Origin of the sequence: Pseudomonas sp. 14P_5.3_Bac1 (assembly GCF_025466135.1) — a bacterium.
Classification (GTDB): domain Bacteria; phylum Pseudomonadota; class Gammaproteobacteria; order Pseudomonadales; family Pseudomonadaceae; genus Aquipseudomonas.
The window spans coordinates 1-25,361 of record NZ_JANLOF010000025.1 but is presented as its reverse complement, the minus strand read 5'-3'; the positions used below and the strand labels follow the sequence as shown (position 1 = coordinate 25,361).

At 60.6% G+C, this 25,361-nt stretch carries 27 protein-coding genes; 18 read left to right on the top strand and 9 right to left on the bottom strand.

Going from position 1 to position 25,361, the window contains the following annotated elements; translation table 11 throughout:
• Positions 1 to 131 precede the first annotated feature (131 nt).
• The 5 genes from NTD89_RS06525 to NTD89_RS06505 all read left to right on the top strand — a co-directional run bounded on the left by NTD89_RS06525 (position 132) and on the right by NTD89_RS06505 (position 3,942).
• The gene (locus NTD89_RS06525; RefSeq protein WP_262206779.1) at positions 132 to 1,055 is read left to right on the top strand and encodes a LysR substrate-binding domain-containing protein; all 924 of its coding nucleotides are present in this window, start codon (positions 132 to 134) and stop codon (positions 1,053 to 1,055) included.
• Positions 1,056 to 1,386: 331 nt separating this feature from the next.
• Positions 1,387 to 1,878: a 5-(carboxyamino)imidazole ribonucleotide mutase gene (gene purE / locus NTD89_RS06520; protein ID WP_003195648.1), complete on the top strand. Its 492-nt coding sequence runs from the start codon at positions 1,387 to 1,389 to the stop codon at positions 1,876 to 1,878.
• Between the two features lie 12 nt (positions 1,879 to 1,890).
• Complete coding sequence (locus tag NTD89_RS06515) at positions 1,891 to 2,976, top strand: 5-(carboxyamino)imidazole ribonucleotide synthase (protein WP_083356067.1); 1,086 nt, start codon at positions 1,891 to 1,893, stop codon at positions 2,974 to 2,976.
• Between the two features lie 106 nt (positions 2,977 to 3,082).
• The gene (locus tag NTD89_RS06510) at positions 3,083 to 3,328 is read left to right on the top strand and encodes a GlsB/YeaQ/YmgE family stress response membrane protein (RefSeq protein WP_010168336.1); all 246 of its coding nucleotides are present in this window, start codon (positions 3,083 to 3,085) and stop codon (positions 3,326 to 3,328) included.
• Between the two features lie 77 nt (positions 3,329 to 3,405).
• The gene (locus tag NTD89_RS06505) at positions 3,406 to 3,942 is read left to right on the top strand and encodes a DUF3299 domain-containing protein (RefSeq protein WP_262206778.1); all 537 of its coding nucleotides are present in this window, start codon (positions 3,406 to 3,408) and stop codon (positions 3,940 to 3,942) included.
• Between the two features lie 117 nt (positions 3,943 to 4,059).
• Here NTD89_RS06505 and NTD89_RS06500 read toward each other — a convergent pair whose 3' ends face one another.
• Positions 4,060 to 4,959, bottom strand: a complete 900-nt coding sequence (locus tag NTD89_RS06500) for a D-hexose-6-phosphate mutarotase (protein ID WP_262206777.1) — start codon at positions 4,957 to 4,959, stop codon at positions 4,060 to 4,062.
• Positions 4,960 to 5,016: 57 nt separating this feature from the next.
• Entirely contained in the window at positions 5,017 to 5,421 is a 405-nt protein-coding gene (locus NTD89_RS06495) for an acyl-CoA thioesterase (protein ID WP_003176975.1), read from the bottom strand.
• 454 nt (positions 5,422 to 5,875) lie between these two features.
• On the opposite strand from NTD89_RS06495, the gene NTD89_RS06490 reads away from it, so the two are divergent.
• From NTD89_RS06490 to NTD89_RS06450, 9 genes are all read left to right on the top strand, one after another.
• Complete coding sequence (locus NTD89_RS06490) at positions 5,876 to 7,165, top strand: MFS transporter (RefSeq protein WP_145158243.1); 1,290 nt, start codon at positions 5,876 to 5,878, stop codon at positions 7,163 to 7,165.
• Between the two features lie 263 nt (positions 7,166 to 7,428).
• A complete protein-coding gene (locus NTD89_RS06485) occupies positions 7,429 to 8,415 on the top strand; it encodes a phosphate ABC transporter substrate-binding protein PstS (protein WP_106575903.1) in 987 nt (328 codons plus the stop codon).
• A gap of 486 nt (positions 8,416 to 8,901) precedes the next feature.
• Positions 8,902 to 10,935, top strand: a complete 2,034-nt coding sequence (locus NTD89_RS06480; protein ID WP_262206855.1) for an ABC transporter permease subunit — start codon at positions 8,902 to 8,904, stop codon at positions 10,933 to 10,935.
• Positions 10,936 to 10,950: 15 nt separating this feature from the next.
• Positions 10,951 to 12,621 carry a phosphate ABC transporter permease PstA gene (gene pstA, locus NTD89_RS06475; RefSeq protein WP_262206776.1) on the top strand — a complete coding sequence of 557 codons (1,671 nt, stop codon included), beginning with the start codon at positions 10,951 to 10,953 and terminating at the stop codon, positions 12,619 to 12,621.
• Positions 12,622 to 12,799: 178 nt separating this feature from the next.
• Positions 12,800 to 13,633, top strand: coding sequence for a phosphate ABC transporter ATP-binding protein PstB (gene pstB / locus NTD89_RS06470; protein WP_056860879.1), 834 nt, complete (start codon positions 12,800 to 12,802; stop codon positions 13,631 to 13,633).
• Positions 13,634 to 13,744: 111 nt separating this feature from the next.
• Positions 13,745 to 14,506: a phosphate signaling complex protein PhoU gene (gene phoU, locus NTD89_RS06465; protein ID WP_053258703.1), complete on the top strand. Its 762-nt coding sequence runs from the start codon at positions 13,745 to 13,747 to the stop codon at positions 14,504 to 14,506.
• A gap of 168 nt (positions 14,507 to 14,674) precedes the next feature.
• Positions 14,675 to 15,571, top strand: a complete 897-nt coding sequence (locus tag NTD89_RS06460; protein WP_262206775.1) for a response regulator — start codon at positions 14,675 to 14,677, stop codon at positions 15,569 to 15,571.
• A gap of 187 nt (positions 15,572 to 15,758) precedes the next feature.
• Positions 15,759 to 16,082, top strand: a complete 324-nt coding sequence (locus tag NTD89_RS06455; RefSeq protein WP_262206774.1) for a type II toxin-antitoxin system RelE/ParE family toxin — start codon at positions 15,759 to 15,761, stop codon at positions 16,080 to 16,082.
• Between the two features lie 4 nt (positions 16,083 to 16,086).
• Complete coding sequence (locus NTD89_RS06450) at positions 16,087 to 16,386, top strand: helix-turn-helix domain-containing protein (protein WP_242201190.1); 300 nt, start codon at positions 16,087 to 16,089, stop codon at positions 16,384 to 16,386.
• 45 nt (positions 16,387 to 16,431) lie between these two features.
• Here NTD89_RS06450 and NTD89_RS06445 read toward each other — a convergent pair whose 3' ends face one another.
• The 3 genes from NTD89_RS06445 to phoB all read right to left on the bottom strand — a co-directional run bounded on the left by NTD89_RS06445 (position 16,432) and on the right by phoB (position 20,090).
• A complete protein-coding gene (locus NTD89_RS06445; protein WP_010207573.1) occupies positions 16,432 to 17,772 on the bottom strand; it encodes a hemolysin family protein in 1,341 nt (446 codons plus the stop codon).
• A 259-nt stretch (positions 17,773 to 18,031) separates the two neighbouring features.
• On the bottom strand, positions 18,032 to 19,318 hold the full coding sequence (gene phoR, locus NTD89_RS06440; protein ID WP_256676331.1) for a phosphate regulon sensor histidine kinase PhoR: 1,287 nt from the start codon (positions 19,316 to 19,318) through the stop codon (positions 18,032 to 18,034).
• 82 nt (positions 19,319 to 19,400) lie between these two features.
• Positions 19,401 to 20,090 (bottom strand): phosphate regulon transcriptional regulator PhoB, encoded by a 690-nt coding sequence (phoB, locus tag NTD89_RS06435; protein ID WP_003195617.1) that lies wholly within the window; start codon positions 20,088 to 20,090, stop codon positions 19,401 to 19,403.
• 153 nt (positions 20,091 to 20,243) lie between these two features.
• Between phoB and NTD89_RS06430 the strand changes: the two genes are divergently transcribed.
• Entirely contained in the window at positions 20,244 to 20,624 is a 381-nt protein-coding gene (locus NTD89_RS06430) for a hypothetical protein (RefSeq protein WP_262206773.1), read from the top strand.
• A 234-nt stretch (positions 20,625 to 20,858) separates the two neighbouring features.
• Here the strand turns inward: NTD89_RS06430 and ubiA are convergent, their stop codons facing one another.
• A complete protein-coding gene (gene ubiA, locus NTD89_RS06425) occupies positions 20,859 to 21,749 on the bottom strand; it encodes a 4-hydroxybenzoate octaprenyltransferase (RefSeq protein ID WP_262206772.1) in 891 nt (296 codons plus the stop codon).
• Positions 21,749 to 22,312: a chorismate--pyruvate lyase family protein gene (locus NTD89_RS06420; RefSeq protein WP_242201184.1), complete on the bottom strand. Its 564-nt coding sequence runs from the start codon at positions 22,310 to 22,312 to the stop codon at positions 21,749 to 21,751. The genes ubiA and NTD89_RS06420 overlap by 1 nt, the downstream gene beginning before the upstream one ends.
• Before the next feature lie 195 nt (positions 22,313 to 22,507).
• Here NTD89_RS06420 and NTD89_RS06415 point away from each other — a divergent pair, with 195 nt between their 5' ends.
• The 3 genes from NTD89_RS06415 to NTD89_RS06405 all read left to right on the top strand — a co-directional run bounded on the left by NTD89_RS06415 (position 22,508) and on the right by NTD89_RS06405 (position 24,327).
• On the top strand, positions 22,508 to 22,675 hold the full coding sequence (locus tag NTD89_RS06415; RefSeq protein WP_003213373.1) for a rubredoxin: 168 nt from the start codon (positions 22,508 to 22,510) through the stop codon (positions 22,673 to 22,675).
• 36 nt (positions 22,676 to 22,711) lie between these two features.
• On the top strand, positions 22,712 to 23,860 hold the full coding sequence (locus NTD89_RS06410; RefSeq protein ID WP_106575895.1) for an NAD(P)/FAD-dependent oxidoreductase: 1,149 nt from the start codon (positions 22,712 to 22,714) through the stop codon (positions 23,858 to 23,860).
• A gap of 191 nt (positions 23,861 to 24,051) precedes the next feature.
• Positions 24,052 to 24,327, top strand: coding sequence for an HU family DNA-binding protein (locus tag NTD89_RS06405; protein ID WP_262206771.1), 276 nt, complete (start codon positions 24,052 to 24,054; stop codon positions 24,325 to 24,327).
• A gap of 87 nt (positions 24,328 to 24,414) precedes the next feature.
• On the opposite strand, the gene NTD89_RS06400 is transcribed toward NTD89_RS06405, so the two are convergent.
• Positions 24,415 to 24,858, bottom strand: coding sequence for a hypothetical protein (locus NTD89_RS06400; RefSeq protein WP_262206770.1), 444 nt, complete (start codon positions 24,856 to 24,858; stop codon positions 24,415 to 24,417).
• Between the two features lie 10 nt (positions 24,859 to 24,868).
• Positions 24,869 to 25,300, bottom strand: coding sequence for an HNH/ENDO VII family nuclease (locus tag NTD89_RS06395; RefSeq protein WP_262206769.1), 432 nt, complete (start codon positions 25,298 to 25,300; stop codon positions 24,869 to 24,871).
• Positions 25,301 to 25,361: the final 61 nt, after the last annotated feature.

The window sequence follows — 25,361 nt, the reverse complement described above, 5'->3', positions numbered from 1 at the left end:
CTAGGCTTGTGGGAGTTTTTGGGCCAATGCTGTTAAACACTGGCCTATGCACAAACGGCATAATGTCGGTGTGACCCGGTTATCATGGCGGGCGTGTGTGCCAAAATGGTGCGTACCCGTGGGAGGAAGTGATGAACCTTGAGAGCAAATGGCTGGAAGACTTCAGCGCCTTGGCGGCGACCCGCAGCTTTTCCCAGGCGGCGGAGCGGCGCTTTGTCACCCAGCCGGCCTTCAGCCGGCGTATTCGCAGCCTGGAAGCCGCGCTGGGCCTGACCCTGGTCAACCGCTCGCGCACGCCCGTCGAACTGACGGCGGCGGGGCAGCTGTTTCTGGTCACCGCGCGCACGGTGGTCGAGCAACTCGGCGAAGTGTTGCGCCATTTGCATCATCTGGAAGGCGGGCAGGGCGAGGTCATGCAAGTGGCGGCAGCGCATTCCCTGGCGCTGGGCTTCTTCCCGCGCTGGATCGCGCAACTGCGCAATGAAGGCCTGAACATCGCCACGCGGCTGGTTGCCACCAACGTCGGCGACGCGGTGCATGCGCTGCGCGAAGGCGGTTGCGATTTGATGCTGGCGTTCTACGACCCGGACGCGGCCATGCAAATGGACCCGGAAATCTTCCCGTCGCTGCACTTGGGCAACACCGAAATGCTCCCGGTGTGCGCCGCCGATGCCGACGGCAAGCCGCTGTTTGACCTGGAAGGCGAGGGCAGTGTGCCGTTACTGGCCTACAGCGCCGGGGCATTCCTGGGGCGCTCGGTAAACCTGCTGCTGCGCCAGCGCTCCCTGCGCTTTACCACCATCTACGAAACCGCCATGGCCGATAGCCTCAAAAGCATGGCGCTGGAAGGGCTGGGCATTGCCTGGGTGCCGCAACTGAGTGTGCGTGCCGAATTGGCGCGGGGCGAACTGGTGGTGTGCGGCGGGCCGCAATGGCATGTGCCGTTGGAGATTCGTTTGTATCGCTGCGCGTTGGTGCGCAAGGCCAACGTACGGTTGTTGTGGCGCAAGTTGGAAGGTGGCGCGGCGCAGTCCCCTACAGTTGAACGCGGTTAGTGTGGGAGCTGGCTTGCCTGCGATGCAGACGCCTCGGTACATCAGGCATATTCAGGTGATGCTACCGCAGGCCAGACAGCTCCCACACTGACCCCGTTTCCATGGGGAATTTGCGCTGGTTTCGCTGACCCGGGAGTCAATAAAACCGCTGGTTTGCGCCACTGGACAGATGGTCATTCCAGGGGCTGTTTATCTGGATTATTACGGTATACTGCGCGGCCTTCGGCCGGTCCAACCGGCCAAATTTCGTACAACAAGCCACGCCGGATTTCCTGCGTGGCTTGTTGTTTTTTGACGCGCCTGCGGGCGCCCAGAGAGAAGAGGCACGACGATGAGTGCATTGGTTGGCGTGATCATGGGCTCCAAGTCCGATTGGTCCACCCTTAGCCACACCGCCGATATGCTGGAAAAACTCGGCATTCCGTATGAAGTGAAAGTGGTCTCTGCCCACCGCACGCCGGATTTGCTGTTCCAGTATGCCGATGAAGCAGAATCCCGTGGCATCGAGGTGATCATCGCCGGTGCCGGCGGTGCGGCGCACCTGCCAGGCATGTGTGCGGCCAAGACCCACCTGCCGGTGCTCGGTGTGCCGGTGCAGTCGTCGATGCTCTCGGGCGTGGATTCGCTGTTGTCCATCGTGCAGATGCCGGCCGGTATCCCGGTGGCCACCCTGGCGATCGGCAAGGCCGGCGCGATCAACGCCGCTTTGCTGTCTGCCAGCATCCTGGGCGCCAAGCACCCGCAGTTTCATGCGGTGCTGAAAAAATTCCGTGCTGAGCAGACAGACAGCGTGCTGGACAATCCAGACCCACGCATCGCCTGAGGTTATTGATTGATGAAAATCGGTGTAATCGGTGGCGGCCAACTGGGCCGCATGCTGGCCTTGGCGGGAACCCCGCTGGGGATGAACTTCGCTTTCCTGGACCCGGCGCCGGACGCTTGCGCGGCGGCCCTCGGTGAACACCTGCGGGCTGACTACAGCGACCCGGACCACCTGCGCCAACTGGCCGATGAAGTCGACCTGGTGACCTTCGAATTCGAAAGCGTCCCGGCTGAAACCGTGGCCTTCCTGTCGCAGTTCGTGCCGGTGTACCCGAGCGCCGAAGCCTTGCGCATCGCTCGCGACCGCTGGTTCGAGAAGAGCATGTTCAAGGACCTGGGCATCCCGACGCCGGCCTTCGCCGACATCCAGTCCCAGGCGGACCTGGACGCTGCAGTCGCCTCCATCGGCCTGCCGGCCGTGCTGAAAACCCGCACCCTGGGTTACGACGGCAAGGGCCAGAAAGTGCTGCGTACCGCCGCCGATGTGGTCGGCACCTTCGCCGAGCTGGGCAGCGTCGCCTGCCTGCTGGAAGGCTTCGTGCCCTTCACCGGCGAAGTCTCGCTGATTGCCGTGCGTGCCCGTGATGGCGAAACCCGCTTCTACCCGTTGGTGCACAACACCCACGACAGCGGCATCCTCAAGCTGTCCGTGGCCAGCACCGATCACCCGTTGCAGGCCCTGGCCGAAGACTATTCCAGCCGTGTGCTCAAGCAGCTGGATTATGTCGGTGTGATGGCATTCGAGTTCTTTGAAGTCGACGGTGGCCTCAAGGCCAACGAAATCGCGCCGCGTGTGCACAACTCCGGGCACTGGACCACCGAAGGCGCCGAGTGCAGCCAGTTCGAAAACCACCTGCGGGCGGTGGCGGGCTTGCCACTGGGCTCCACGGCCAAGGTCGGCGAAAGCGCCATGCTCAACTTCATCGGCGTTGTGCCGCCGGTTGAGCGCGTGATCGCGATCGATGATTGCCATCTGCATCACTACGGCAAGGCCTTCAAGGCCGGACGCAAGGTCGGCCACGCCAACCTGCGCTGCAAGGACCGTGCGACGCTGCAAGCCCAGATCCTCAAGGTCGAAGCGCTGATCGCCGAGCAATAACCTGAGGATCGGCGGGAACCATTGGTCACCGCCGTCTCTCTGATTGCAGGATGGCAAAGCCTGACTAGGCTTTGGCATGACTCACATTCAATCAGAGGGAAATGCCATGGGTATCATCGGAACCATCTTTATCGGCTTGATCGTCGGCCTGCTGGCGCGTTTCCTCAAGCCAGGCGACGACAGCATGGGCTGGATCATGACCATCCTGCTGGGTATCGCAGGTTCTCTGGTCGCCACCTACGGTGGTCAGGCCCTGGGCATCTACCAGGCAGGTCAAGGCGCAGGCTTTATCGGTGCGCTGATCGGCGCCATCGTGCTGCTGGTGATCTACGGTCTGCTGCGTAAAAAGTAATTAAGCGACAAAGCCCTCTGCGCTGCGCAGGCGCAGAGGGCTAGAATGCTCGCCACCTGTACTTGCCGAGCCTCACCATGCGCCGTCTTCTGTTGACTCTCTTCTTGCTGGGCTCTGGCCTGGCGCACGCTGGCGAACTGCCGGAAACCGACTGGCTCGACCTGATGCCGCTGTCGGACCAGAAAGCCCTCGAAGCCATGCCCGAGATCGACCACAACTCCCCCGAAGCCCAAGGCACGTTCACCGACAAAGGTGGCCTCAAGCAAAGCAAAGGCTTGCCGGCGGTGATGTATTCGACCAAGACCGTGGCCGCCATGAATGGCAAGAACATCCGCATCGGCGGCTACCCGGTACCCCTGGAAACCGACGCCAAGGGCCGCAGCACGCTGTTCTTTTTGGTGCCGTACCCAGGCGCCTGCATCCACGTGCCGCCTCCGCCGCCCAACCAGTTGGTGCTGGTGCGTTATCCCAAGGGGTTGAAGCTGGATGACATCTACACGCCGTTGTGGGTTACCGGCACGCTGAAGGTGGAGAAGGTCAATAACGATTTGGCGGATGCGGCGTATGCGCTGGATGCGGGGAAGGTGCGGGCAGTGAAGGAATCCGACCTCTAAGCCACAACGCAAATCAGTGTGGGAGCTGGCTTGCCTGCGATGCGGCCACCTTGGTGTGACTGATACACCGCGGTGATGCTATCGCAGGCAAGCCAGCTCCCACATTTTGCTCGTTATTTACAAGGCGAGACTTGTGATGCTCACGCCCAGTGTGTGGCTTTCACCCGGCGCCAGTGCCACCACATCATCCAGCACATTCGCCGTTTCGATGCACAGCATGCCCTGCCAGCCGTCATCGGCCATGTCGTCGAACGCCTTGGCGCGTTCGGTCCAGGGGTTCCAGATCACGGTCGAGTTCGAGCCTTGGCTGGTGAGCTGGAGACGACGCTGCCAGTCTTTATCGACAATGCTCAACTGCGCCGGCGTGTCCAGGTAGATGCGGTCGGTCTCCGCGCTGAAGTGCAGCAGGCCCGACTGGGTCTTTTCGCTCCAGCCGTCGGCGGTGTCGATATAGGCCAGCCCGTCCAGGCCTTCGACCTGCACGTTGCGTACGTCGCTCACGGCGAAATAGGTGTGCAGCGCCTGGCTGAGGGTCACGGTGTCGCTGCCACGGTTGTGGCTGGTCAGGCGGATATGCAGTTGATCGTCCAGCAGCAGGCTCAGCTTCAGGCCGACCTGATGCGGCCAGCCGGGAAAGCCGCCCGCCGGCACCGGCAATACCAGGTCGACGCGCAATGCCTGGCCTTCAAGTTCGGTTGCAGCCAGTTCCCACAGTGCCGTGCGCACAAAACCATGGGCACCCGCGGGTTGGTCGCTTTGGCGCATCGCCTTCACGCTTTGCGGGTTACGGTCGAATACGCCAAACCATGGCCAGCACACCGGCACGCCGGTACGAATGCCTTTGCCCTGCTTAAACACCGCCTCAGGGTTCGGCCAGATCACTGGCTGCTCGCCCTGGCGCTGGTAACTGAAGATGTGCGCGCCCTGTTGGGCCACCATCACTTCGGCACCGTTGTGGCGGACGCGCCAGCAGTCCAGCTCGTCGATTTTCACGGTTTCAACGTGGGGCGTAGGCATAGCAGTGCTCTCTCATGGCAGGCAATGGGGCAATTGACCGTCAAAACCCGGCGATGTTTAACGCGCGCGCGATGGCACCGAGCGGGTACGGCCGCTGCCGTCGATGGCGACAAACACAAATACCGCCTCGGTCACCTTGCGCCATTCGCTGGACAGCGGGTCGTCGCTCCACACCTCGACCATCATCTGGATCGAACTGCGGCCGATTTCCAGGGCCTGGGTATAGAAGGACAATTGCGCGCCGACCGCCACCGGCACCAGGAACGCCATGCGATCGATCGCCACCGTGGCGACACGTCCGCCGGCCACTTTGCTGGCCATGGCGGTGCCGGCCAGGTCCATCTGCGCGACCAGCCAGCCGCCGAAGATATCGCCAAAACCGTTGGTTTCACGCGGGAGTGCGGTGATTTGCAGGGCGAGATCGCCTTGCGGGATAGGATCTTCTTGTTCGAGTTCGATCATGCCGAGGGTGCCTCTGACCCGTGACGCTTCATGGGTATTTCAAGTGGATAGCCGTCTCTGGAAAAACGTTTCAGCACCAACATACACCGCTCGATGCGTTTCTCGTAAGGCGTACTAAAGGGAAACTCTGCCAAATCGGCTGGATGGCACCCAACGACGTTTTGGCACAGCAGCCCCTCAAGACTGGGGTTCTTGCGCTTGCAGGGGCCGAGTATATCGAGACGCTGGCGCCACGACGACCTCCCGGCGCTCATTTGGTCGGCAAATCCTGGCTGTAATGCGGCTTTTTCCCGCAACTGTGCTTCTGATGGCTAATAAAGGGAAGAAACGGGTGTTAACGCGCGCCTGCAAAGTGTTATTCGGTGGGCGCTGTGCTTTTTCAAGCGATTTGCTATCTTGCCAGACCCGCCGCAAGTCCCGGGCTTGCCGTCATTACTATAAGAGAAGCCTTGCCATGTCCTCCGTGCCCGCAAGCAGCGCGCAACCGTCGCGCCCGCTGACCCGCAACGACTACAAAACCCTGTCGCTGTCTGCCTTGGGCGGGGCGCTGGAATTTTACGACTTCATCATTTTCGTGTTTTTCGCCACCGTGGTCGGGAAACTGTTCTTCCCCGTCGATATGCCGGAATGGCTGCGCATGATGCAGACCTTCGGCATCTTTGCCGCCGGTTACCTGGCTCGTCCGTTGGGCGGCATCATCATGGCGCACTTTGGCGACCTGCTCGGCCGCAAGAAGATGTTCACGTTGAGCATCTTCATGATGGCCGTGCCGACCCTGATCATGGGCCTGCTGCCGACCTACGCGCAGATCGGCCTGTGGGCGCCGCTTCTGCTGCTGTTGATGCGCGTCATCCAGGGCGCGGCCATCGGCGGCGAAGTACCGGGCGCCTGGGTGTTTGTCTCTGAACACGTACCGCCGCGCCATATCGGCTATGCCTGCGGCACCCTGACCAGCGGCCTCACCGCCGGCATCCTGTTGGGGTCGCTGGTGGCCACCGCCATCAACACGCTCTACAGCCCGGAACAAGTGTCCGATTACGCCTGGCGTATCCCGTTCCTGCTGGGCGGCGTGTTTGGCCTGCTCTCGGTGTACCTGCGCCGCTGGCTGCATGAAACGCCGATCTTCGCCGAAATGCAGCAGCGCAAAACCTTGGCCGCCGAGCTGCCATTGCGCGCGGTATTGCGCGACCACCGTGGCGCCATCGTGCTGTCGATGCTGTTGACCTGGTTGCTGTCGGCCGGTGTTGTCGTGGTCATCCTGATGACCCCGACCGTGCTGCAAACCGTCTACCACTTCAGCCCGACCATCGCATTGCAAGCCAACAGCCTGGCCATCGTGACCCTGAGCCTGGGCTGCATCGCTTCCGGCGCCCTGGCTGATCGTTTTGGCGCTGGCCGCGTGCTGGTCATCGGTTGCCTGTTGCTGTTGGCAACGTCGTGGACGCTGTACCACAGCCTGATCGATCACCCCAACTGGCTTTTCCCGCTGTACACCCTGACCGGCCTGTTTGTCGGGGTGATCGGCGTGGTGCCTTACGTGATGGTGAAAGCCTTCCCGCCGGTGGTGCGTTTCAGCGGGTTGTCGTTCTCCTACAACGTCGCCTACGCCGTGTTTGGTGGTTTGACGCCGCTGGCGGTGTCGCTGCTGATGAAGGAAAGCCCGATGGGCCCGGCCTACTATGTCGCCGTGCTGTGTGTGATGGGGATGCTGGTGGGTGGCTACCTGTGGAAGCGCGGGCGCTAAAACCCTGCGATGACGCTGTGGCGAGGGCATTCGCTCGCCACAGGGTTTATGGTTGGCCAACGATTACAGAGTATTTCTGAAACACCGCTTCATGCGCTTCAACCTCCTCGCAAGTCCCGGATTTACTGGTCTTTCCCCTTCCTGTCAGGTTTTTCACAAATGCTGGCCTTTCATCTAATTGTCACATTGCGGACATAGAGTGTTCACACGGCCTACCGATACTTGGCCCCGATCCAACTATCCCTATCTGCTAGGAGCAAGGCATGAAACTGAAACGTTTGATGGCGGCAATGACTTTTGTCGCTGCTGGCGTTGCGACCGCTAACGCGGTAGCCGCTGGTGTTGACCCGGCAATTCCGGCTTACGCCAAGACCACCGGTGTATCGGGCAACCTGTCCAGCGTTGGTTCCGACACCCTGGCTAACCTGATGACCCTGTGGGCTGAGTCCTATAAAAAGGAATACCCGAACGTCAACATCCAGATTCAGGCTGCCGGCTCCGCCACTGCACCGCCTGCGCTGACTGAAGGCACCTCCAACCTGGGCCCGATGAGCCGCAAGATGAAGGACACCGAACTGGCGGCCTTCGAGCAGAAGTACGGCTACAAGCCAACCGCTATCCCGGTTGCCGTGGATGCCCTGGCCGTGTTCGTGCACAAGGACAACCCGATCCAGCACCTGACCATGGAACAAGTCGACGCGATCTTCTCCTCGACGCGTCTGTGCGGCGCCAAAGCTGATGTCAAAACCTGGGGCGACCTGGGCGTGACCGGCGACCTGGCCAACAAGCCGGTGCAACTGTTCGGTCGTAACTCGGTATCCGGCACCTACGGCTACTTCAAGGAAGAAGCCCTGTGCAAAGGCGACTACAAACCTAACGTGAACGAACAACCAGGTTCGGCGTCGGTTGTGCAGTCGATCAGCTCCTCGCTGAACGGCATCGGTTACTCGGGCATCGGTTACAAAACCGCCAGCGTGAAGACCGTGGCCCTGGCCAAGAAAGGCAGCACTGACTTCATCGAAGACAGCGAAGAAAACGCCCTGAACGGCAAATACCCGCTGTCGCGCTTCCTCTACGTGTACGTCAACAAAGCCCCGAACAAGCCTCTGGCTCCGCTGGAAGCTGAGTTCGTGAAGCTGGTTCTGTCCAAACAGGGCCAGGAAGTGGTCGTCAAAGACGGCTACATCCCGCTGCCAGCCAAAGTGGCCGCCAAGGCCCTGGCTGACCTGGGTTTGAAAGAAGGCAACTAAGCCTGCAAGACCTGGTGTAGATGCATGCTTTTGTGTGGGAGCGGGCTTGCCCGCGATGCTGGCGACGCGGTGTAGCGTTGAGACCGCATTGATGCCATCGCGGGCAAGCCCGCTCTCACATTAAACCGTCTACACCCCTAATTTTTTAGTCCGCTGCCAGCTCTGCTACGCGGCGGCTTTGCTGCGTCACTGCATTGTCATCTTTCTGTCATACAGGATCGCTAGGGTGTGCGCATGAATGATCTGGCCAATTCCACCATGACGACGACTTCTCCTCCCAAGCGCATTGATTTCAATACGCCTGAGCTGCAACGCAAGCGCCGCATTCGCGCGCTCAAGGATCGCCTGACCCGTTGGTACGTGTTGATCGGCGGCCTCGCCGTCCTCGGCGCCATTACCCTGATTTTCTTCTTTCTTGCCTACGTCGTCGCGCCACTGTTCCAGGGCGCCTCGCTGACCAAGGAAGATGCGCTGACGCCCGCCTGGATGCAGGACGCCGGCAAGCCGTTGATGATCTCCCTCGAAGAGCAGAACCAGGTTGCCATGCGGGTTTCCGACAAGGGCCAGGCGCTGTTCTTTGATGTGGACACGGGTGCTGAACTCAAGCGTGTCGACTTGCCGCTGCCGGCAGGCGCCAGCGTTGCGTCCATTGGTGAAGACCAGCCGGGCAGCCCGCTGGTGATCCTGGGTTTGTCCAATGGCCAGTCCCTGGTGTTCCGCCACACTTATAAGGTGTCCTACCCGGACGGCAAGAAAACCATCACCCCGGCCATTGAATACCCTTACGGCGAAACGCCGATCGTGCTCGACGAGCAGGGTCGCCCGCTGGAGCACGTCGCACTTAACGCCACCGATTCCTCGCTGGTCGTTGCCGGTTCCGCAGGTTCCTACTTGAACGTGCTGAGCCTGAGCCGCGAAGAAAACATGATGACTGGCGAAGTCACCAGCGAGCAGAAGCGTATCGAGCTGCCGCAAATGACCGAGCCGGTTAAGGCGATCTTCATCGACCCACGCCAGCAGTGGCTGTACGTGATCAACGGTCGTGCCCTTGCTGACGTCTTCAGCCTGCGCGACAAGAGCCTCAACGGTCGCTACAAACTGCTCGAAGACGGCAACGCCGAAATCACCGCCAGCACTCAGTTGGTGGGCGGTATCTCGCTGATCGTGGGTAACTCCAAAGGCGGCCTGGCCCAGTGGTTCATGGCCCGCGACCCGGACGGCGAGCAACGCCTGAAACAGATCCGTACCTTCCAGATGGGCAGCGCGCCTATCGTTGAAATCACCGCTGAAGAACGTCGCAAAGGCTTCACCGCCCTCGACGCATCCGGCAAGTTCGGCGTGTTCCACAGCACCGCGCACCGCACGCTGCTGGTCGACCCGGTGGTCGATGGCCAAGGCGTGTTCGGCCTGTCGCCACGCGCCAACCACGTCATCGTCGAAGCCGGCGGCAAGCTGCAACCGCTGCTGCTGGACAACCCGCACCCGGAAGTGTCCTGGAGCGCGTTGTGGAGCAAGGTCTGGTACGAAAACTACGACGAGCCTAAATACGTCTGGCAATCGACCGCCGCCAACACCGACTTCGAACCCAAGATGAGCCTGGCGCCGCTGACCTTCGGTACCCTGAAGGCCGCGTTCTACGCCATGTTGCTGGCCGCACCACTGGCAGTGGCCGCCGCGATCTACACCGCCTACTTCATGGCCCCGAGCCTGCGCCGCAAGGTCAAGCCGGTGATCGAACTAATGGAAGCGATGCCGACGGTGATCCTCGGCTTCTTCGCCGGCCTGTTCCTGGCGCCGTATGTCGAAGGGCATTTGCCGGGGATTTTCAGCCTGCTGATGCTGTTGCCGATTGGCATTCTGGTGGCCGGCTTCGTGTTCAGCCGCTTGCCTGAGTCGATCCGCCTGCGCGTTCCCGATGGCTGGGAAAGCGCGATCCTGATCCCGGTGATCCTGTTTGTGGGCTGGCTCTCGCTGTACATGAGCCCGTACCTGGAAACCTGGTTCTTTGGCGGCGACATGCGCATGTGGATCTCCCACGACCTGGGCATCACCTACGACCAGCGCAACGCTCTGGTAGTCGGCCTGGCCATGGGTTTTGCGGTGATCCCGAACATCTACTCCATCGCCGAAGACGCCGTGTTCAGCGTGCCGCGCGGCCTGACCCTGGGCTCGTTGGCCCTGGGCGCCACGCCATGGCAGACCATGACCCGCGTCGTCATCCTGACCGCCAGCCCGGGGATTTTCTCGGCGCTGATGATCGGCATGGGCCGTGCGGTCGGTGAAACCATGATCGTGTTGATGGCCACCGGTAACACCCCGGTGATGGAGATGAACCTGTTCGAAGGCCTGCGCACCCTGGCGGCTAACGTCGCAGTGGAAATGCCCGAATCGGAAGTCGGCGGCAGCCACTACCGCGTGCTGTTCCTCTCGGCGCTGGTGCTGCTGTTGTTCACCTTCATCATGAACACCCTCGCCGAGCTGATTCGTCAGCGTCTGCGCAAGAAATACTCGTCGCTTTAAGAAAGGTAGAAGTCTGTGAAACAGAACTCCCTGAATGGATGGTTCAAGAGCGGCGCCCCGGGCGTCTGGATCAGCGGTGGCGCGGTGTCCATCGCGGTCATCATGACTATTGGTTTGCTGGCCGTGATTGCCGTGCGTGGCCTGGGCCACTTCTGGCCGGCCGACCTGATCCAGGCCAACTACAACGTGCCGGGCCAGGAAAACCATATCGTCATCGGCGAAGTGGTACAGAAGGAAGAAGTGCCACGCGAGCGCCTGAAAAGCGCTGGCCTGCCGGTGCCCGACCAGGGCCCGGAGTTCATGACCCGCGAGCTGATCAAGGTCGGCAACCGCGACCTGAACGGCAACGACTTCACCTGGATCGTCGGCGAGTGGCTCAAGGACCAGACCAAGCCGGCCAACCTGATGGCCATCGAGCGGCGTGAGTGGGGCAACTTCTACGGCACCCTGGTCAACGTCAAACAGGACGGCAAGGTCATCGCCGAAGGCGAAGCCGCGTGGCCGGAGCTGCAGGCCCGCGTTGACCGCGTGAACAAGCTGGCTGCGCAACTCAAGAGTCTGGAAAAAACCGACATCGGCGCGATCAACGCCGGGCTGGAGCGTATCCGCCTGCACGGCCGCAAGCTGGAGCTGGAAGGCAAGCTCGACGCTACCGCCCAAGCTGATATGGACTCGGGCCGCGCAGAATTGAACAACCGCTACAAGGACATCGAAGCGCGCCTGGCGGACCTGCACACCCAGTTCAACCGCGACAGCCTGACGGCGCGCGACGCTAACGGCAAAGAAGTGGAAATCGGCATCGGCAAAGTGGTGCATGCCTACCAGCCGAACGCCATGGGCACGATGACCAAGGTCGGCTTCTACTTCAGCAAGGTCTGGGAATTCCTCAGCGATGACCCACGGGAAGCCAACACCGAGGGCGGGATCTTCCCGGCGATTTTCGGCACCGTGATGATGACCCTGATCATGGCGATGATCGTGACGCCGTTCGGCGTACTGGCGGCGGTGTACCTGCGTGAATACGCCAAGCAGAACACCCTGACGCGGATTATCCGCATTGCGGTGAACAACCTGGCGGGCGTACCGGCCATCGTCTACGGCGTGTTCGGCCTGGGCTTCTTTGTGTATGTACTGGGTGGCTCGGTTGACCGTCTGTTCTTCGCCGAGGCCCTGCCGGCACCCACGTTCGGTACGCCGGGCCTGCTGTGGGCCTCGCTGACCCTCGCGCTGCTGGCGGTGCCGGTCGTGATCGTGGCCACCGAAGAAGGCCTGGCGCGGATTCCTCGCACCGTGCGGGAGGGTTCGTTGGCACTGGGCGCGACCAAGGCAGAAACGCTGTGGAAGATCGTGCTGCCGATGGCCAGCCCGGCGATGATGACCGGCATGATCCTCGCCGTGGCCCGCGCCGCCGGTGAAGTGGCGCCGCTGATGCTGGTGGGTGTGGTGAAACTGGCGCCGTCGCTGCCGGTGGACGGCAACTACCCGTACCTGCACCTGGACCAGAAAATCATGCACCTGGGCTTCCATATTTATGACGTCGGCTTCCAGAGCCCCAACGTCGAAGCCGCGCGGCCACTGGTGTACGCCACCGCCTTGCTGCTGGTGCTGGTGATCGCCACGCTCAACTTGTCGGCGGTGTGGATTCGTAACCACCTGCGCGAAAAATACAAGGCGCTGGATAGTTAACACGGCCCAATGTGGGAGCTGGCTTGCCTGCGATGCAGGCAACTCGGTTGAACAGGTACACCGCGGTGATGCCATCGCAGGCAAGCCAGCTCCCACACTTAACCGCGTCACACGCAGATTTTTGAGTAAACCGCTCCGGCGGTTCAACGAAACGAATTGGTAGCACAGGGAGCATCCCATGCAACACGAAACCCACACCCACGGCATCAACATGTCGGCCCTGGGTCGCGACAAGCAGAGCCTGAGCCTGGCCCAGGAAACCGTGGCCATCGAAGTGCCGGGCCTGAGCCTGTACTACGGTGAAAAGCAGGCGCTGTTCGACGTCAGCATGAACATCCCCAAGCAGCGCGTGACCGCCTTCATCGGCCCGTCCGGCTGCGGCAAGTCGACGTTGCTGCGCACCTTCAACCGCATGAACGACCTGGTCGACGGTTGCCGTGTAGAAGGCGCGATCAACCTCTACGGCACCAACATCTACCGCAAGGGCGAGGACGTGGCCGAGCTGCGCCGCCGGGTGGGCATGGTGTTCCAGAAGCCCAACCCGTTCCCCAAGACCATCTACGAAAACGTGGTCTACGGCCTGCGCATCCAGGGCATCAACAAGAAACGCATCCTCGACGAAGCCGTTGAATGGGCGCTCAAAGGCGCGGCACTGTGGGATGAGGTCAAGGACCGCCTGCACGAGTCGGCCCTCGGTTTGTCCGGCGGCCAGCAGCAACGTCTGGTGATCGCCCGCACCATCGCCGTGGAGCCGGAAGTGCTGCTGCTCGACGAACCGTGCTCGGCACTCGACCCGATCTCCACATTGAAAGTCGAAGAGCTGATCTACGAACTCAAATCCAAGTTCACCATCGTCATCGTGACCCACAACATGCAACAGGCGGCGCGGGTTTCCGACTACACCGCGTTCATGTACATGGGCAAGCTGGTGGAATTTGGCGACACCGATACCCTGTTCACCAACCCGGCGAAGAAGCAGACCGAAGACTACATCACCGGTCGCTATGGCTAGCCCCAGCTGCACGCCGCACGTTTCAAGCGGCAAGTAAAAGCAGTTTGATCAACGACACACATCAGCTTGCAGCTTGTAGCCTGCGGCTTACAGCTTTTGCGGAGCAAACCCATGATTAGCAAAGAAGGCCTTACCCATCACATCTCCGCGCAGTTCAACGCCGAGCTTGAGGAAGTGCGCAGCCACCTCCTGGCGATGGGCGGGCTGGTGGAGAAGCAAGTCAACGACGCCGTCACCGCGCTGATCGAGGCCGACTCGGGCCTGGCCCAGCAAGTGCGTGAGATTGATGACCAGATCAACCAGATGGAACGCAACATCGACGAAGAATGCCTGCGCATTCTGGCGCGTCGCCAGCCGGCGGCGTCTGACCTGCGTTTGATCATCAGCATTTCCAAGTCGGTGATCGACCTGGAGCGCATCGGTGACGAAGCCACCAAGATCGCCCGTCGCGCCATCCAGTTGTGCGAAGAAGGCGAAGCGCCGCGCGGCTACGTGGAAGTGCGCCACATCGGCGACCAGGTGCGCAACATGGTGCGCGATGCCCTCGACGCTTTTGCGCGCTTCGACGCCGAGCTGGCATTGTCGGTAGCGCAGTACGACAAGACCATCGACCGCGAATACAAGACCGCACTGCGCGAGCTGGCCACCTACATGATGGAAGACCCGCGCTCTATCTCGCGGGTCTTGAACATCATCTGGGTGCTGCGTTCGTTGGAGCGTATCGGCGACCACGCGCGCAATATCTCGGAACTGGTCATTTACCTGGTACGCGGTACCGACGTGCGGCACATGGGCCTCAAGCGCATGAAAGCCGAAGTTGAAGGCACGGCCGATCAAATCCCTAATGTTCCGGGCGAATCTGACGATAAGTAAGGTTGCCCGAGAAATTAACGCCCGGCCTTTGGTCGGGCGTTTTCGTTTGCGGCATCTGAATTTTTTGCGCGGCAGGAACGATAAAGTCCTTCTGTGAATCGCGAGTTTTGGCAAAATGCCATCAGTCAGGCGTTTTGCGTGCCGAAGTTTTTATAGGATGAAGGGTCGATGAGTAAAGTCAGTGTATTGGTGGTGGACGACGCCTCGTTTATCCGCGACCTGGTGAAGAAGTGCCTGCGCAACTACTTTCCGGGGATCAAGATCGAAGATGCGGTGAACGGCAAAAAGGCGCAATCCATCCTGATGCGCGAGACCTTCGACCTGGTGCTGTGCGACTGGGAAATGCCCGAGATGTCAGGCCTGGAGTTGCTGACCTGGTGCCGTGAGCAGGCCCATCTCAAAGCCATGCCGTTCGTGATGGTGACCAGCCGTGGCGACAAGGAAAACGTGGTGCAGGCCATTCAGGCCGGCGTCTCCGGCTACGTCAGCAAGCCGTTCACCAAAGAGCAATTGCTGAACAAGGTCAAGCAGGCCCTGCACAAGATTGGCCGCCTCGACGCGCTGATCGCCAGTGCGCCGACCAAAATGAATTCGGCTTTCGGCAACGACTCCCTGAGTGCCCTGACCGGCGGCAAGCCTGAAGCCGTCAAACCGGCGCCGGTGGCTGCGCCAAGCAAAGGCCTGCTCAACAGCCCGCCGGTGCAAACGCCAGCGGCAGCGCCGGCCGGCGGCCGTGGCCAAGGCCAGCTGCGCCTGTCCAGCGGCACCCAGCAATGCGTGATCAAGGCGCTGAGCATCAAGGAAGCGCTGCTGGTGGTACGTCGCGGTGAAGTCCTGCCGCAGGTACTGGAAAGCGCGGTGCTCGACCTTGAGCAAGGCGACAACGCCGAAGTGGCACGCCTCAACGGCTACCTGCACGCCGTCGTCGCCTACGAGCCCAAGCCCGACAGCGACTGGCTGCAACTGACCTTCCGGTTTATCGACCAGGACGCGCAGAAACTCGACTACATCTCCCGCCTGATCGCACGCGGCACGGCGCAGAAGCACTTTGTGCCGGGTGCGTGATTGACTGCATAACGGGAATCAACCGACCGTCTGATTCCCGGTGCTTGGCTTGATTTATATCTGTTTCGATATAGGCTCTCGATAACGCATCAGTGTTATCGAGCTTTTGCTATGCCTTGAAACAAAGCTCCACCGCCATGGCCTGAATCGTCTATTACGCTTTTTCTTTCCAGCAAAGGAGAAGCCAATGCCCAGGCACAAGGATGTGGTGTTTCTAGGAAGCTCACTCAAGGATCTCAAGGAATTTCCTCTCGACGCCCGAAGGGCAGCCGGTTTTCAGTTGGATCTTCTGCAACAGGGCGAACAGCCTTTTGATTGCAAGCCTATGAGAACTATCGGACGGGGCGTCAGTGAGATTCGGATCACTGAGCAATCAGGCGCGTTTCGAGTGTTCTATGTGGTCAATCGCCCAGAGGCTGTCTATGTGTTGCACGCGCTGCGCAAAACCACCCAGAAAACCGAAGGGCGCGATATCGAACTGGCGCGTGCCAGATTGCAGGAGTTAGGTTAAGCCTATGACAGACCCAAAGATTCACACCGAACGCTTCAGCAACGTCTGGGATGCTCTGGAGGACACTCCCCAGCAAGCCGCCAATATGCGCCTGCGCTCAAAGTTGCTGCTGGCGTTGTGCAACACCATCCGCAGTTGGGAGCTCTCTCAGAAAGCGGCCGCTGAGCGGCTCAATATCAGCCAGCCTCGGCTCAATGACGTCCTCAATGGCAAGATCGACAAGTTCTCGCTGGACGCGTTGGTCAATTTGTCTGCCGCAGCGCAGTTGGAAGTCGATATCTGCTTCTCCCCGCTGCCGGCCTAATCATCGGCGCGGGGGCGAGTTGCTCACCCCCCGCGCTCTATCTGATCAATCCAGCAACAGCACCTTGGCCAGCACGATCTTCGGCCCTTTCATCTTCTTGATGATGATTCGCAAGCCTTCAACCTCCAGCACTTCTTCCTCTTCCGGCACGCGTTTGAGGGTGTCGTAGATCAGCCCGGCGAGGGTTTCGGCTTCGATGTGGTCCAGGTCGACACCCAGCAGGCGTTCTACCTTGAACAGCGGCGTGTCGCCACGCACCAGCAGTTTGCCCGGCTGGTAGGCGAGGATGCCGCGCTCGGCCTTGCGGTGTTCGTCCTGGATATCGCCGACCAGCACTTCCAGCACGTCTTCCATGGTCAGGTAGCCGATGATCTTGCCGTCGGCTTCCTCTACCAGAGCAAAGTGCGCGCCGCCTTTGCGGAACTGCTCCAGCAACTGCGACAACGGCATATGGCGCGATACGCGCTCCAGCGGGCGGGTCAGCTCGGCCAGGTTGAACGACTCGGGGATGTGGTCCAGTGCCGCCAGTTCCAGCAGCAAATCCTTGATGTGCAGCAGGCCGACAAACTCATTGCGCACCGCGTCATACACCGGGTAGCGGCTGAATTTGTGGCGGCGGAACAGCGCGAGGATTTCCTTGAGCGGGGCGTTGAAGTCCAGGGTGACCAGGTCTTCGCGAGAGTTGGCCCAGTCCACCACTTCCAGTTCGCCCATTTCCACGGCGGAGGCGAGTACACGCATGCCTTGGTCGCTCGGGTCCTGGCCACGGCTGGAGTGCAGGATCAGCTTGAGTTCTTCACGGCTGTAATGGTGCTCATGGTGCGGGCCAGGCTCGCCTTGGCCGGCAATACGCAAAATTGCGTTCGCACTGGCGTTGAGCAGGTAAATCGCCGGGTACATCGCCCAGTAGAACAGGTACAACGGCACCGCGGTCCACAGCGACAGCAACTCGGGTTTGCGGATGGCCCAGGATTTAGGGGCCAATTCACCCACCACGATGTGCAGGTAGGAGATCACAAAGAAGGCGGCAAAGAACGACACGCCCTTGATCACTTCCGGCGACTCTACGCCCACCGCGCCCAGCAACGGCTCGAGGATATGCGCAAAAGCCGGCTCACCGACCCAGCCCAGGCCCAGGGAGGCGAGGGTGATACCCAACTGGCAGGCCGACAAGTAGGCGTCGAGCTGGCTGTGCACGGTGCGCAGGATCTGCCCGCGCCAGCCGTTCTTGTGGGCGATGGCCTCGACCCGGGTGGCGCGCAGTTTGACCATGGCGAATTCCGCCGCAACGAAGAAACCGTTGAGCAGTACCAGGATCAGTGCAAAAAGAATCATGCCGAAGTCGGCGAAGAGTGTAGCGAGGGTGATGCCAGGGGAAGGGTCCATGATGGGGTTTTGCAGGTTCCGTGTGTTCAATAAGGAGTGACAGAAGTGCCTGAAAGGCAGGCGCAAGTCGGCCAATGTAGCGGCTGACGGGGCGCTTGCCTAGTGCCCGCTGCCGGGCGGGGCCTGCAGAAACGATCCAAATCCAATGTGGGAGCTGGCTTGCCTGCGATAGCGGACTGTCAGTTGGGGGTATGTTCAGCTGACCCACCGCCATCGCAGGCAAGCCAGCTCCCACACTTAGCCCGCCATCGTTCTCAGGTTATTCATCATTCCCGACCAGCCGCGAACGGGTCACCTGTGTCGGCGGAAAGTGGCAGGTAAACGTGCTGCCATGCCCCAGCACGCTGCTGATTTCCAGCCGTGCGCGATGGCGCAACAGCACATGCTTGACGATGGCCAGGCCCAGTCCGGTGCCGCCGGTGTTGGAGTTACGGCTGGAGTCCACACGGTAGAAACGCTCGGTCAGGCGCGGCAAGTGTTTGGCGTCGATGCCGATGCCGGAGTCCTGCACGCTCAGGTGTGCGCCGTGTTCATCGGCCCACCAGCGAATGCGGATATTGCCCTTGTCCTGGGTGTACTTCACGGCGTTGAACACCAGGTTGGAAAACGCGCTGCGCAATTCGCCCTCGCTGCCTTTGAGCAGCACCAACGGGTCGGCTTCCAGGGTGATCTGCTGCCCGCGCTCGCCGGAAAGCGCCTGGGCGTCATTCTTGATGGTCTGCAACAGGCTCTGCACGGCGACGGGATGGTTGTCCGACGGGTAATCGGTGGCCTCAAGCTTGGCCAGCAACAGCAGGTCGTTGAGCAGCGTCTGCATGCGTGAGCCTTGCTGCTGCATTTGCTGCAGGGCGCGGCTCCAGCGCGGGTTGATCTCGTCGACGTTGTCCAGCAGCGTCTCCAGGTAGCCGCAGATCACCGTCAATGGCGTGCGCAGCTCGTGGGAGACGTTGGCAACGAAGTCTTTGCGCATCTGTTCCAGCTGGTGGATGCGGGTCACATCGCGCACCAGCATCAGGTGCTCGTTGTTGCCGTAGCGCGTCAGGTACAGCTGGATGCGCACGCGGTCATTGGTGGGCGAGGGGATTTCCAGGGCTTCTTCGTAATTGTCCTGTTCGAAGTACTCCTTGAAGCGCGGGTGACGCACCAGGTTGGTCACCGGCTGGCCGCTGTCCTGGGGCGTCTTGAGGCCCAGCAGGGTTTCGGCGGCGCGGTTCCACCATTCCAGGTTGCCATCGCTGTCGAGCATGATCACCGCGTCCTTGAGCGCGGCGGTGGACTCCTGCACCCGGTCGATCACCGCCTGCAGGCGCCCGCGAACGCGTTGGTCGCGACGTTGCAAGTGGTAGATGCTGTCGAACACCTCGCCCCACAGGCCGTAGCCGTCGGGTGGTGCTTCGTCGGGTTTGTGCTGGCGCAGCCATTCATGCAGGCGCAGCAGCTGCTTGAGGGTCCAGCCCAGGTACAGACCGATGCCGACGGCCAGGCTCCAGCCGTATTGGCCGCTGACCAGGCCGACCACCAGGCAGCCGGTGATCAATAACAGCATGTGGCGGATCAGGGTGCCATGCCAGTTCTGGTTCACTTAAACATGCGTCCTTGTCAGCTGTTAAGGAAAGGGAAGGGCTGGCTCAGCCTTTGGTGGAAAAGCGGTAGCCGGTGCCGCGCACGGTTTGTACCAGATTCTCGTAAGCGTCGCCCAAGGCTTTGCGCAGGCGGCGGATATGCACGTCGACGGTGCGCTCTTCCACGTACACGTTGCCGCCCCACACCTGGTCCAGCAGTTGGCCACGGGTGTAGGCGCGTTCCTGGTGGGTCATGAAAAATTGCAGCAGACGGTATTCGGTCGGGCCCATCTCGGCTGGCTTGCCATCGATGGTCACGCGGTGGCTGATCGGGTCCAGAATCAGGCCGTCGACTTCGATCGGCGCTTCGCCATCGGTAGGGCCAGCACGGCGCAGCACGGCCTTCAGGCGGGCAACCAGCTCGCGTGGCGAAAACGGCTTGGTGATGTAGTCATCGGCGCCGACTTCCAGGCCCTGGATCTTGTTGTCCTCTTCGCCTTTGGCGGTGAGCATGATGATCGGGATGTCCCCGGTCAGCTCGTCACGCTTGAGGCGGCGTGCCAGCTCGATGCCGGAGGTGCCGGGCAGCATCCAGTCCAGCAGGATCAGGTCCGGCTTGCGGTCGACGATGATGGCATGGGCCTGCTGGGAGTTCTCCGCCTCCAGGCAGTCATAGCCGGCCATTTCCAACGCAACGGCGATCATCTCGCGAATGGGCGCTTCGTCGTCAACGATCAGAATGCTCCTGCCAACCATGCCTAAATCCTCTTGTCATTTAACTGTCTTGCGCCGCATTAGATAACGGAATTATTGCAGTCGTGTGACAGTAATTTAGTCGCTTGGGCAATTCTCGGCACTCTGGACTACCCTTTGGGTCCGAATCCTGACAACCACAAAAGGAAGGTTCCGATGACTCAAACTACTTTTTCCTGGAAAGCCCTGCTGGTAACGGCCGCGTTGACGCTGCCGACACTGGCATTCGCGGCAGACCCTGCGATGACCAAAGACGGCATGTTGGTGGACCACAAGGGCATGACGCTCTACACCTTTGCCAAAGACGCCGATGGCAAGTCCATGTGCAACGACAAGTGCGCCACCAACTGGCCGCCGTTGATGGCCGAATCCACCGACAAGCCAATGGGCAAGTGGACCGTGATCACCCGTGATGACCAAAAAAGCCAATGGGCCTACAGCGGCAAGCCGCTTTACACCTTCGTGATGGACAAAAAGGCCGGTGACATGACCGGTGAAGGCAAAATGGACGGTGCCTGGAAGGTCGCCAAGCCCTGATCGCTTAGCGGCCAGTGAGCTAATTGTGGCGAGCAGGCCTGTTAGGGCTAACAGGCTTGTTATGGTTTGAGGGCTTGTTGTGGCGAGCGGGCTTGCCACGCGTTGGGCTGCGAAGCAGCCCCAAAACCTGACGCCTCGGTCTTTCTGACGCAATGCGGTGGTCCTGAAAAGGGCCGCTGCGCGCCCCAACGCGGGGCAAGCCCGCTCGCCACGACAAGCCCGTTCGCCACAGGGTCAACGGAACGCGTAGTCCGCCACAATTCCGACAAAAATCGCCAACCCGGCCCAGTGGTTGTGCAAAAACGCCTTGAAGCATTTCATGCGGTCCTTGTCGCGGGTGTACCAGAATTCCCAGGCAAAGCAGCCTGCCGCCGCCAGCAACCCCAGGTGGAACCAGCCGCCCAGCTCGAACCGCATACCCGCCAGCACCAGGCAGACCAGCGACAGGCCTTGCAAGGTGAGGATGATCACGCGGTCGGCATCGCCGAACAGAATGGCAGTGGATTTCACGCCGATCTTCAAGTCGTCGTCGCGGTCGGTCATCGCGTAATACGTGTCATAGCCCACCGTCCACAACAGGTTGGCGATGTACAGCAGCCACGCCGTGGCAGGCAGGTGACCGGTCTCGGCGGTGAACGCCATCGGCATGCCCCACGAAAACGCCGCGCCCAATACTACCTGCGGGTAATAGGTGTAACGCTTCATGAACGGGTAGCTCGCCGCCAACGCCAGGCCGCCGAGTGACAGCAGGATGGTGGTGGCGTTGGTCAGCAACACCAACAGGAAGCTGATGCCCATCAGCACCGCAAAAAACACCAGCGCCTCTTTGGAACTGATCTTGCCGCTCACCAGTGGGCGTTGTTCAGTGCGTTTCACGTGACCGTCGACCTTGCGGTCGGCCCAGTCATTGATCACACAGCCGCCGGCGCGGGTCAGCACCACGCCGAGCACGAAAATCACGATATTGAGCAAGGACGGCGAGCCCTTGCCGGCAATCCACAGTGCCCACAGCGTCGGCCACAACAGCAGGTAGATGCCGATGGGCTTGTCCATGCGGGTCAATTGAATGAAATCCCAGGCCCTGGGGTTCAGGTGGTTCAGGGACTTGAGCAGACGTTGATACATCAGCAGTTCTCCGCACGGTCATGCAACGCCTGCCAGAAGCGCGGCAGGAAAATTTCCGCCACCAGCACGCTCAGCGACCCGCGATCAAAGCGCGAGCGGCGTCCCCACAACCCGTCGGCCTGGTCCGCGGTCGGCAGCCATTGCCGTGGGTAGTGGCACACCTCGATGGCCTGGCGGGTGAAGGCGTGGTCGCAAAACAGCAACTCGCCCAGCGAACGGCTGCCCAGTTCGTCCATGTGCAACCCGTCGCCTTGCAAGGCACTGCGCGCCGCCACGCTGCGCGCGAACACCCACGGCTGACCATGGCCGCGCAGATACACCTCGCGCACCCAACCGACAGTGGCCGGGGCCAGGCTCAGCGCCGCGCATTCATCGTCGCGCAACGGCTGCCAGCCTTCGAACAGCGGCGTCACGCTGAAGCCATCGTCGGACAGCCCCGTCAGCCGCCGCGTCAGCGAGCCTTCGTCGAACAGCCAGTCAAGGGTCAAGGGCGCTGGCAGTGGGCTCAGAAGGCTCTGGGTCAGCCATTGGCAAGCATCGGGAGGGGCGATTGAGTGCGGCACGGTGAGTCAGTATTGGCAGCAAAAGAGGCGGCGAGCTTACCATGGCATCCTGAGCTTTTGCCGGGCTGAACCGGCCGTTTGCGCCGAACATGCTTGCATCTGCCGGCTCCGATCAGTACAAAACGCCCTGAGCCGCACGGCAACGTTGGTCTATCGACCGTCGGCCAAGATGCCTGGACCCTGAGGAAGCAAGTAATGAAGAAGTGGCAATGTGTAGTCTGCGGCCTGATTTATGACGAAAAAGATGGCTGGCCGGATGACGGTATCGCACCGGGCACCCTGTGGCAGGACGTTCCGGAAGACTGGCTGTGCCCGGACTGCGGCGTGGGCAAAATGGATTTCGAAATGATCGAAATCGGTTAATCATCGATTTTTGAAACGTACTTCAAGGAGAAAGGAATGAACGCACCTGTCGTGATCATCGGCACAGGATTGGCCGGTTACAACGTGGCCCGGGAGTTTCGCAAGCTCGACAGCGAGACCCCGTTGCTGCTGATCACCGCAGATGACGGGCGCTCCTACTCCAAGCCCATGCTCTCCACCGGCTTTGGCAAGAACAAGGAAGCCGACGGCCTGAGCATGGCCGAACCGGGCGCCATGGCCGAGCAACTCAAGGCCGAAGTGCGCACCCACACCCGCATCAGCGGCATCGACCCGGGCCACAAACGCCTGTGGATCGGCGAGGAAGCGGTGATCTACCGCGACCTGATCCTGGCCTGGGGCGCAGAAACCGTGCGTGTCCCGGTTGAAGGCGACGCGGCTGAGCTGATTTTCCCCATCAACGACCTCGAAGATTACGCGCGCTTTCGCGCCGCCGCCGCCGGCAAACGCCGCGTGCTACTGCTCGGCGCCGGCCTGATCGGCTGTGAGTTCGCCAACGACCTGATCCTCGGCGGCTATGAAATCGACCTGGTGGCGCCGTGCGAGCAAGTCATGCCGACCCTGCTGCACCCGGCGGCAGCCGCCGCCGTGCAAGCCGGGCTGGAAGGCCTCGGCGCGCGTTTCCACCTGGGCCCGGTGCTCAATCGCCTGCAGCGCACGGCTGATGGCCTGGAAGCGCACCTGTCGGACGGTGAAGTGATTCACTGCGACCTGGTGGTCTCGGCCATCGGCCTGCGCCCACGGGTGGACCTGGCTGCCGCCGCCGGCCTGCAAATCAACCGTGGAATCATGGTCGACCGCCACCTCAAGACTTCCCACGCCAACATCTACGCCCTGGGCGACTGCGCCGAAGTCGATGGTCTGAACCTGCTCTATGTGATGCCGCTGATGAGCTGCGCCCGCGCCCTGGCCCAGACCCTGGCCGGCAACGCCACGGCCGTGAGCTACGGGCCGATGCCGATCACCGTGAAAACCCCGATCTGCCCGCTGGTGGTTTCCCCACCGCCACGCGGCACCGAAGGCGTGTGGAGCGTCGAAGGGCAGGGCGCCGACATCAAGGCCTTGTGCCGCGACGCCAGCGGCCGCCTGCTCGGCTACGCCCTGACCGGCAGCGCCGTGATGGAAAAACTGGCCCTGAACAAAGAACTTCCGCCGTTACTGGCGTAAATACCGGTCGTTCTGTCGGAATCAGCACGTTCTTACCTCTATAAAGGTCGCCGCGAGACTGGCGGAGCGTGCGTGGGCATGCCATCCTCACTCCCGTCTGCCGCAGAGTAGAGCCTGCGGCGCCTTGGGCGCTGCTCCACAAGAGAGCAGCACGGACATAACAACAAAAAACCGTCAAAGAGGCTTCACTTATGCGTAAACCAGAACTCGCAGCCGCCATCGCTGAAAAAGCGGATCTCACCAAAGAACAGGCCAACCGCGTACTCAACGCCGTTCTCGAAGAAATCACCGGCGCCCTGCATCGCCAGGACAGCGTCACCCTGGTTGGCTTCGGCACCTTCCTGCAACGCCACCGCGGCGCCCGCACCGGCAAAAACCCGCAAACCGGTGAGCCAGTGAAAATCAAGGCCAGCAACACCGTTGCATTCAAGCCGGGCAAGTCGCTCAAAGACAGCGTCAACCCGTAATCGCGGGACCGTCTGAAGGGAGGCGGGATGGGAAAAAAATGGGCACGCCGACTGGGTTGGGTGCCCATTTTTTGTGGGGACGAGCAATCAATGCTTCTTTTTCTTTTCATCCAGATAGAAATTCAAATATTTCTTTGGTCTTTCTTGAAAGGCGCGTGCCTTACCGAATTTATAAGCTTCATCAAAGTATTTATACGCCTCGGCACTTCTTCCCAGTTCGAGAGATACCATCCCCACATTAATTAATGGACCAGTATCTATATCCGACTCTCGGCCCTCAAGAGTCTTTTGAGCCCATGGCTCGGCTGCGTTGAACTCGCCATTTTCGAAGTGAAGGTTGAAGAGGGAGCCAGTGACCCAAGACGATAAGGGGGTCCACTCAAGCTTTGGTTCCGGCAGTAAACTCCATGCCTTTTGGTATAGGGTGTGCGCTTCAGTTTTACGGTTTTGTTCATCGAGATCGTTGCCTGCCGCCATAGTGGCCATGATCTCATCTGCCAGTGTTGGATTCTCGTCCGCCAAATCTTTCATACAATAATCCTTAATAATATTTAGGCTTTTCTGCGGGGCCGATAAAGTCACCGGGGTCTTTGTACCTGTCAGTCAGCAGCGCGCCTTTGGATCGGTTGTGGGAATAATATTTCAGCTCGTAGTTATCAGGGTCATGCATCCAACCCCGTACTTCTTTTGTTTTAGCTCCGTGATAACCGCCTTTGCTGTTCCAATACTTAACGGCGTCGGTTTTATGAGCCATATCCGCGTCTTTGATCGAATACCATTTTTTATCAGTACTCTGGAACCGCATGTTTTTTCCGGAGCCAATTATTTTGCCTTCAGCTCTCATCCTAGCAATTACGGCTTTTCCTGTGCGGCTGCCTTTACCTGGTGTTCTACCCACTGAGTTCAGGCGGCAGGACAACCCTAGTGGGTCGTTCCAACCGAACGGGTTGAGCGCGTACGCGTAGAAATTCAATCCCCCCGTTTAACCCAATCGGATCCGGCGTCGAAAACCGCCCCACACCCGGTAAGTCGCT

What these genes read in the sequence shown, in the direction of transcription:
- NTD89_RS06525 (WP_262206779.1), top strand. Translation starts at nt 132, where the DNA reads ATGAACCTTGAGAGCAAATGGCTGGAAGACTTCAGCGCCTTGGCGGCG.
- purE (WP_003195648.1), top strand. Translation starts at nt 1,387, where the DNA reads ATGAGTGCATTGGTTGGCGTGATCATGGGCTCCAAGTCCGATTGGTCC.
- NTD89_RS06515 (WP_083356067.1), top strand. Translation starts at nt 1,891, where the DNA reads ATGAAAATCGGTGTAATCGGTGGCGGCCAACTGGGCCGCATGCTGGCC.
- NTD89_RS06510 (WP_010168336.1), top strand. Translation starts at nt 3,083, where the DNA reads ATGGGTATCATCGGAACCATCTTTATCGGCTTGATCGTCGGCCTGCTG.
- NTD89_RS06505 (WP_262206778.1), top strand. Translation starts at nt 3,406, where the DNA reads ATGCGCCGTCTTCTGTTGACTCTCTTCTTGCTGGGCTCTGGCCTGGCG.
- NTD89_RS06500 (WP_262206777.1), bottom strand. Translation starts at nt 4,959, where the DNA reads ATGCCTACGCCCCACGTTGAAACCGTGAAAATCGACGAGCTGGACTGC.
- NTD89_RS06495 (WP_003176975.1), bottom strand. Translation starts at nt 5,421, where the DNA reads ATGATCGAACTCGAACAAGAAGATCCTATCCCGCAAGGCGATCTCGCC.
- NTD89_RS06490 (WP_145158243.1), top strand. Translation starts at nt 5,876, where the DNA reads ATGTCCTCCGTGCCCGCAAGCAGCGCGCAACCGTCGCGCCCGCTGACC.
- NTD89_RS06485 (WP_106575903.1), top strand. Translation starts at nt 7,429, where the DNA reads ATGAAACTGAAACGTTTGATGGCGGCAATGACTTTTGTCGCTGCTGGC.
- NTD89_RS06480 (WP_262206855.1), top strand. Translation starts at nt 8,902, where the DNA reads ATGCAGGACGCCGGCAAGCCGTTGATGATCTCCCTCGAAGAGCAGAAC.
- pstB (WP_056860879.1), top strand. Translation starts at nt 12,800, where the DNA reads ATGCAACACGAAACCCACACCCACGGCATCAACATGTCGGCCCTGGGT.
- phoU (WP_053258703.1), top strand. Translation starts at nt 13,745, where the DNA reads ATGATTAGCAAAGAAGGCCTTACCCATCACATCTCCGCGCAGTTCAAC.
- NTD89_RS06460 (WP_262206775.1), top strand. Translation starts at nt 14,675, where the DNA reads ATGAGTAAAGTCAGTGTATTGGTGGTGGACGACGCCTCGTTTATCCGC.
- NTD89_RS06455 (WP_262206774.1), top strand. Translation starts at nt 15,759, where the DNA reads ATGCCCAGGCACAAGGATGTGGTGTTTCTAGGAAGCTCACTCAAGGAT.
- NTD89_RS06450 (WP_242201190.1), top strand. Translation starts at nt 16,087, where the DNA reads ATGACAGACCCAAAGATTCACACCGAACGCTTCAGCAACGTCTGGGAT.
- NTD89_RS06445 (WP_010207573.1), bottom strand. Translation starts at nt 17,772, where the DNA reads ATGGACCCTTCCCCTGGCATCACCCTCGCTACACTCTTCGCCGACTTC.
- phoR (WP_256676331.1), bottom strand. Translation starts at nt 19,318, where the DNA reads ATGCTGTTATTGATCACCGGCTGCCTGGTGGTCGGCCTGGTCAGCGGC.
- phoB (WP_003195617.1), bottom strand. Translation starts at nt 20,090, where the DNA reads ATGGTTGGCAGGAGCATTCTGATCGTTGACGACGAAGCGCCCATTCGC.
- NTD89_RS06430 (WP_262206773.1), top strand. Translation starts at nt 20,244, where the DNA reads ATGACTCAAACTACTTTTTCCTGGAAAGCCCTGCTGGTAACGGCCGCG.
- ubiA (WP_262206772.1), bottom strand. Translation starts at nt 21,749, where the DNA reads ATGTATCAACGTCTGCTCAAGTCCCTGAACCACCTGAACCCCAGGGCC.
- NTD89_RS06415 (WP_003213373.1), top strand. Translation starts at nt 22,508, where the DNA reads ATGAAGAAGTGGCAATGTGTAGTCTGCGGCCTGATTTATGACGAAAAA.
- NTD89_RS06410 (WP_106575895.1), top strand. Translation starts at nt 22,712, where the DNA reads ATGAACGCACCTGTCGTGATCATCGGCACAGGATTGGCCGGTTACAAC.
- NTD89_RS06405 (WP_262206771.1), top strand. Translation starts at nt 24,052, where the DNA reads ATGCGTAAACCAGAACTCGCAGCCGCCATCGCTGAAAAAGCGGATCTC.
- NTD89_RS06400 (WP_262206770.1), bottom strand. Translation starts at nt 24,858, where the DNA reads ATGAAAGATTTGGCGGACGAGAATCCAACACTGGCAGATGAGATCATG.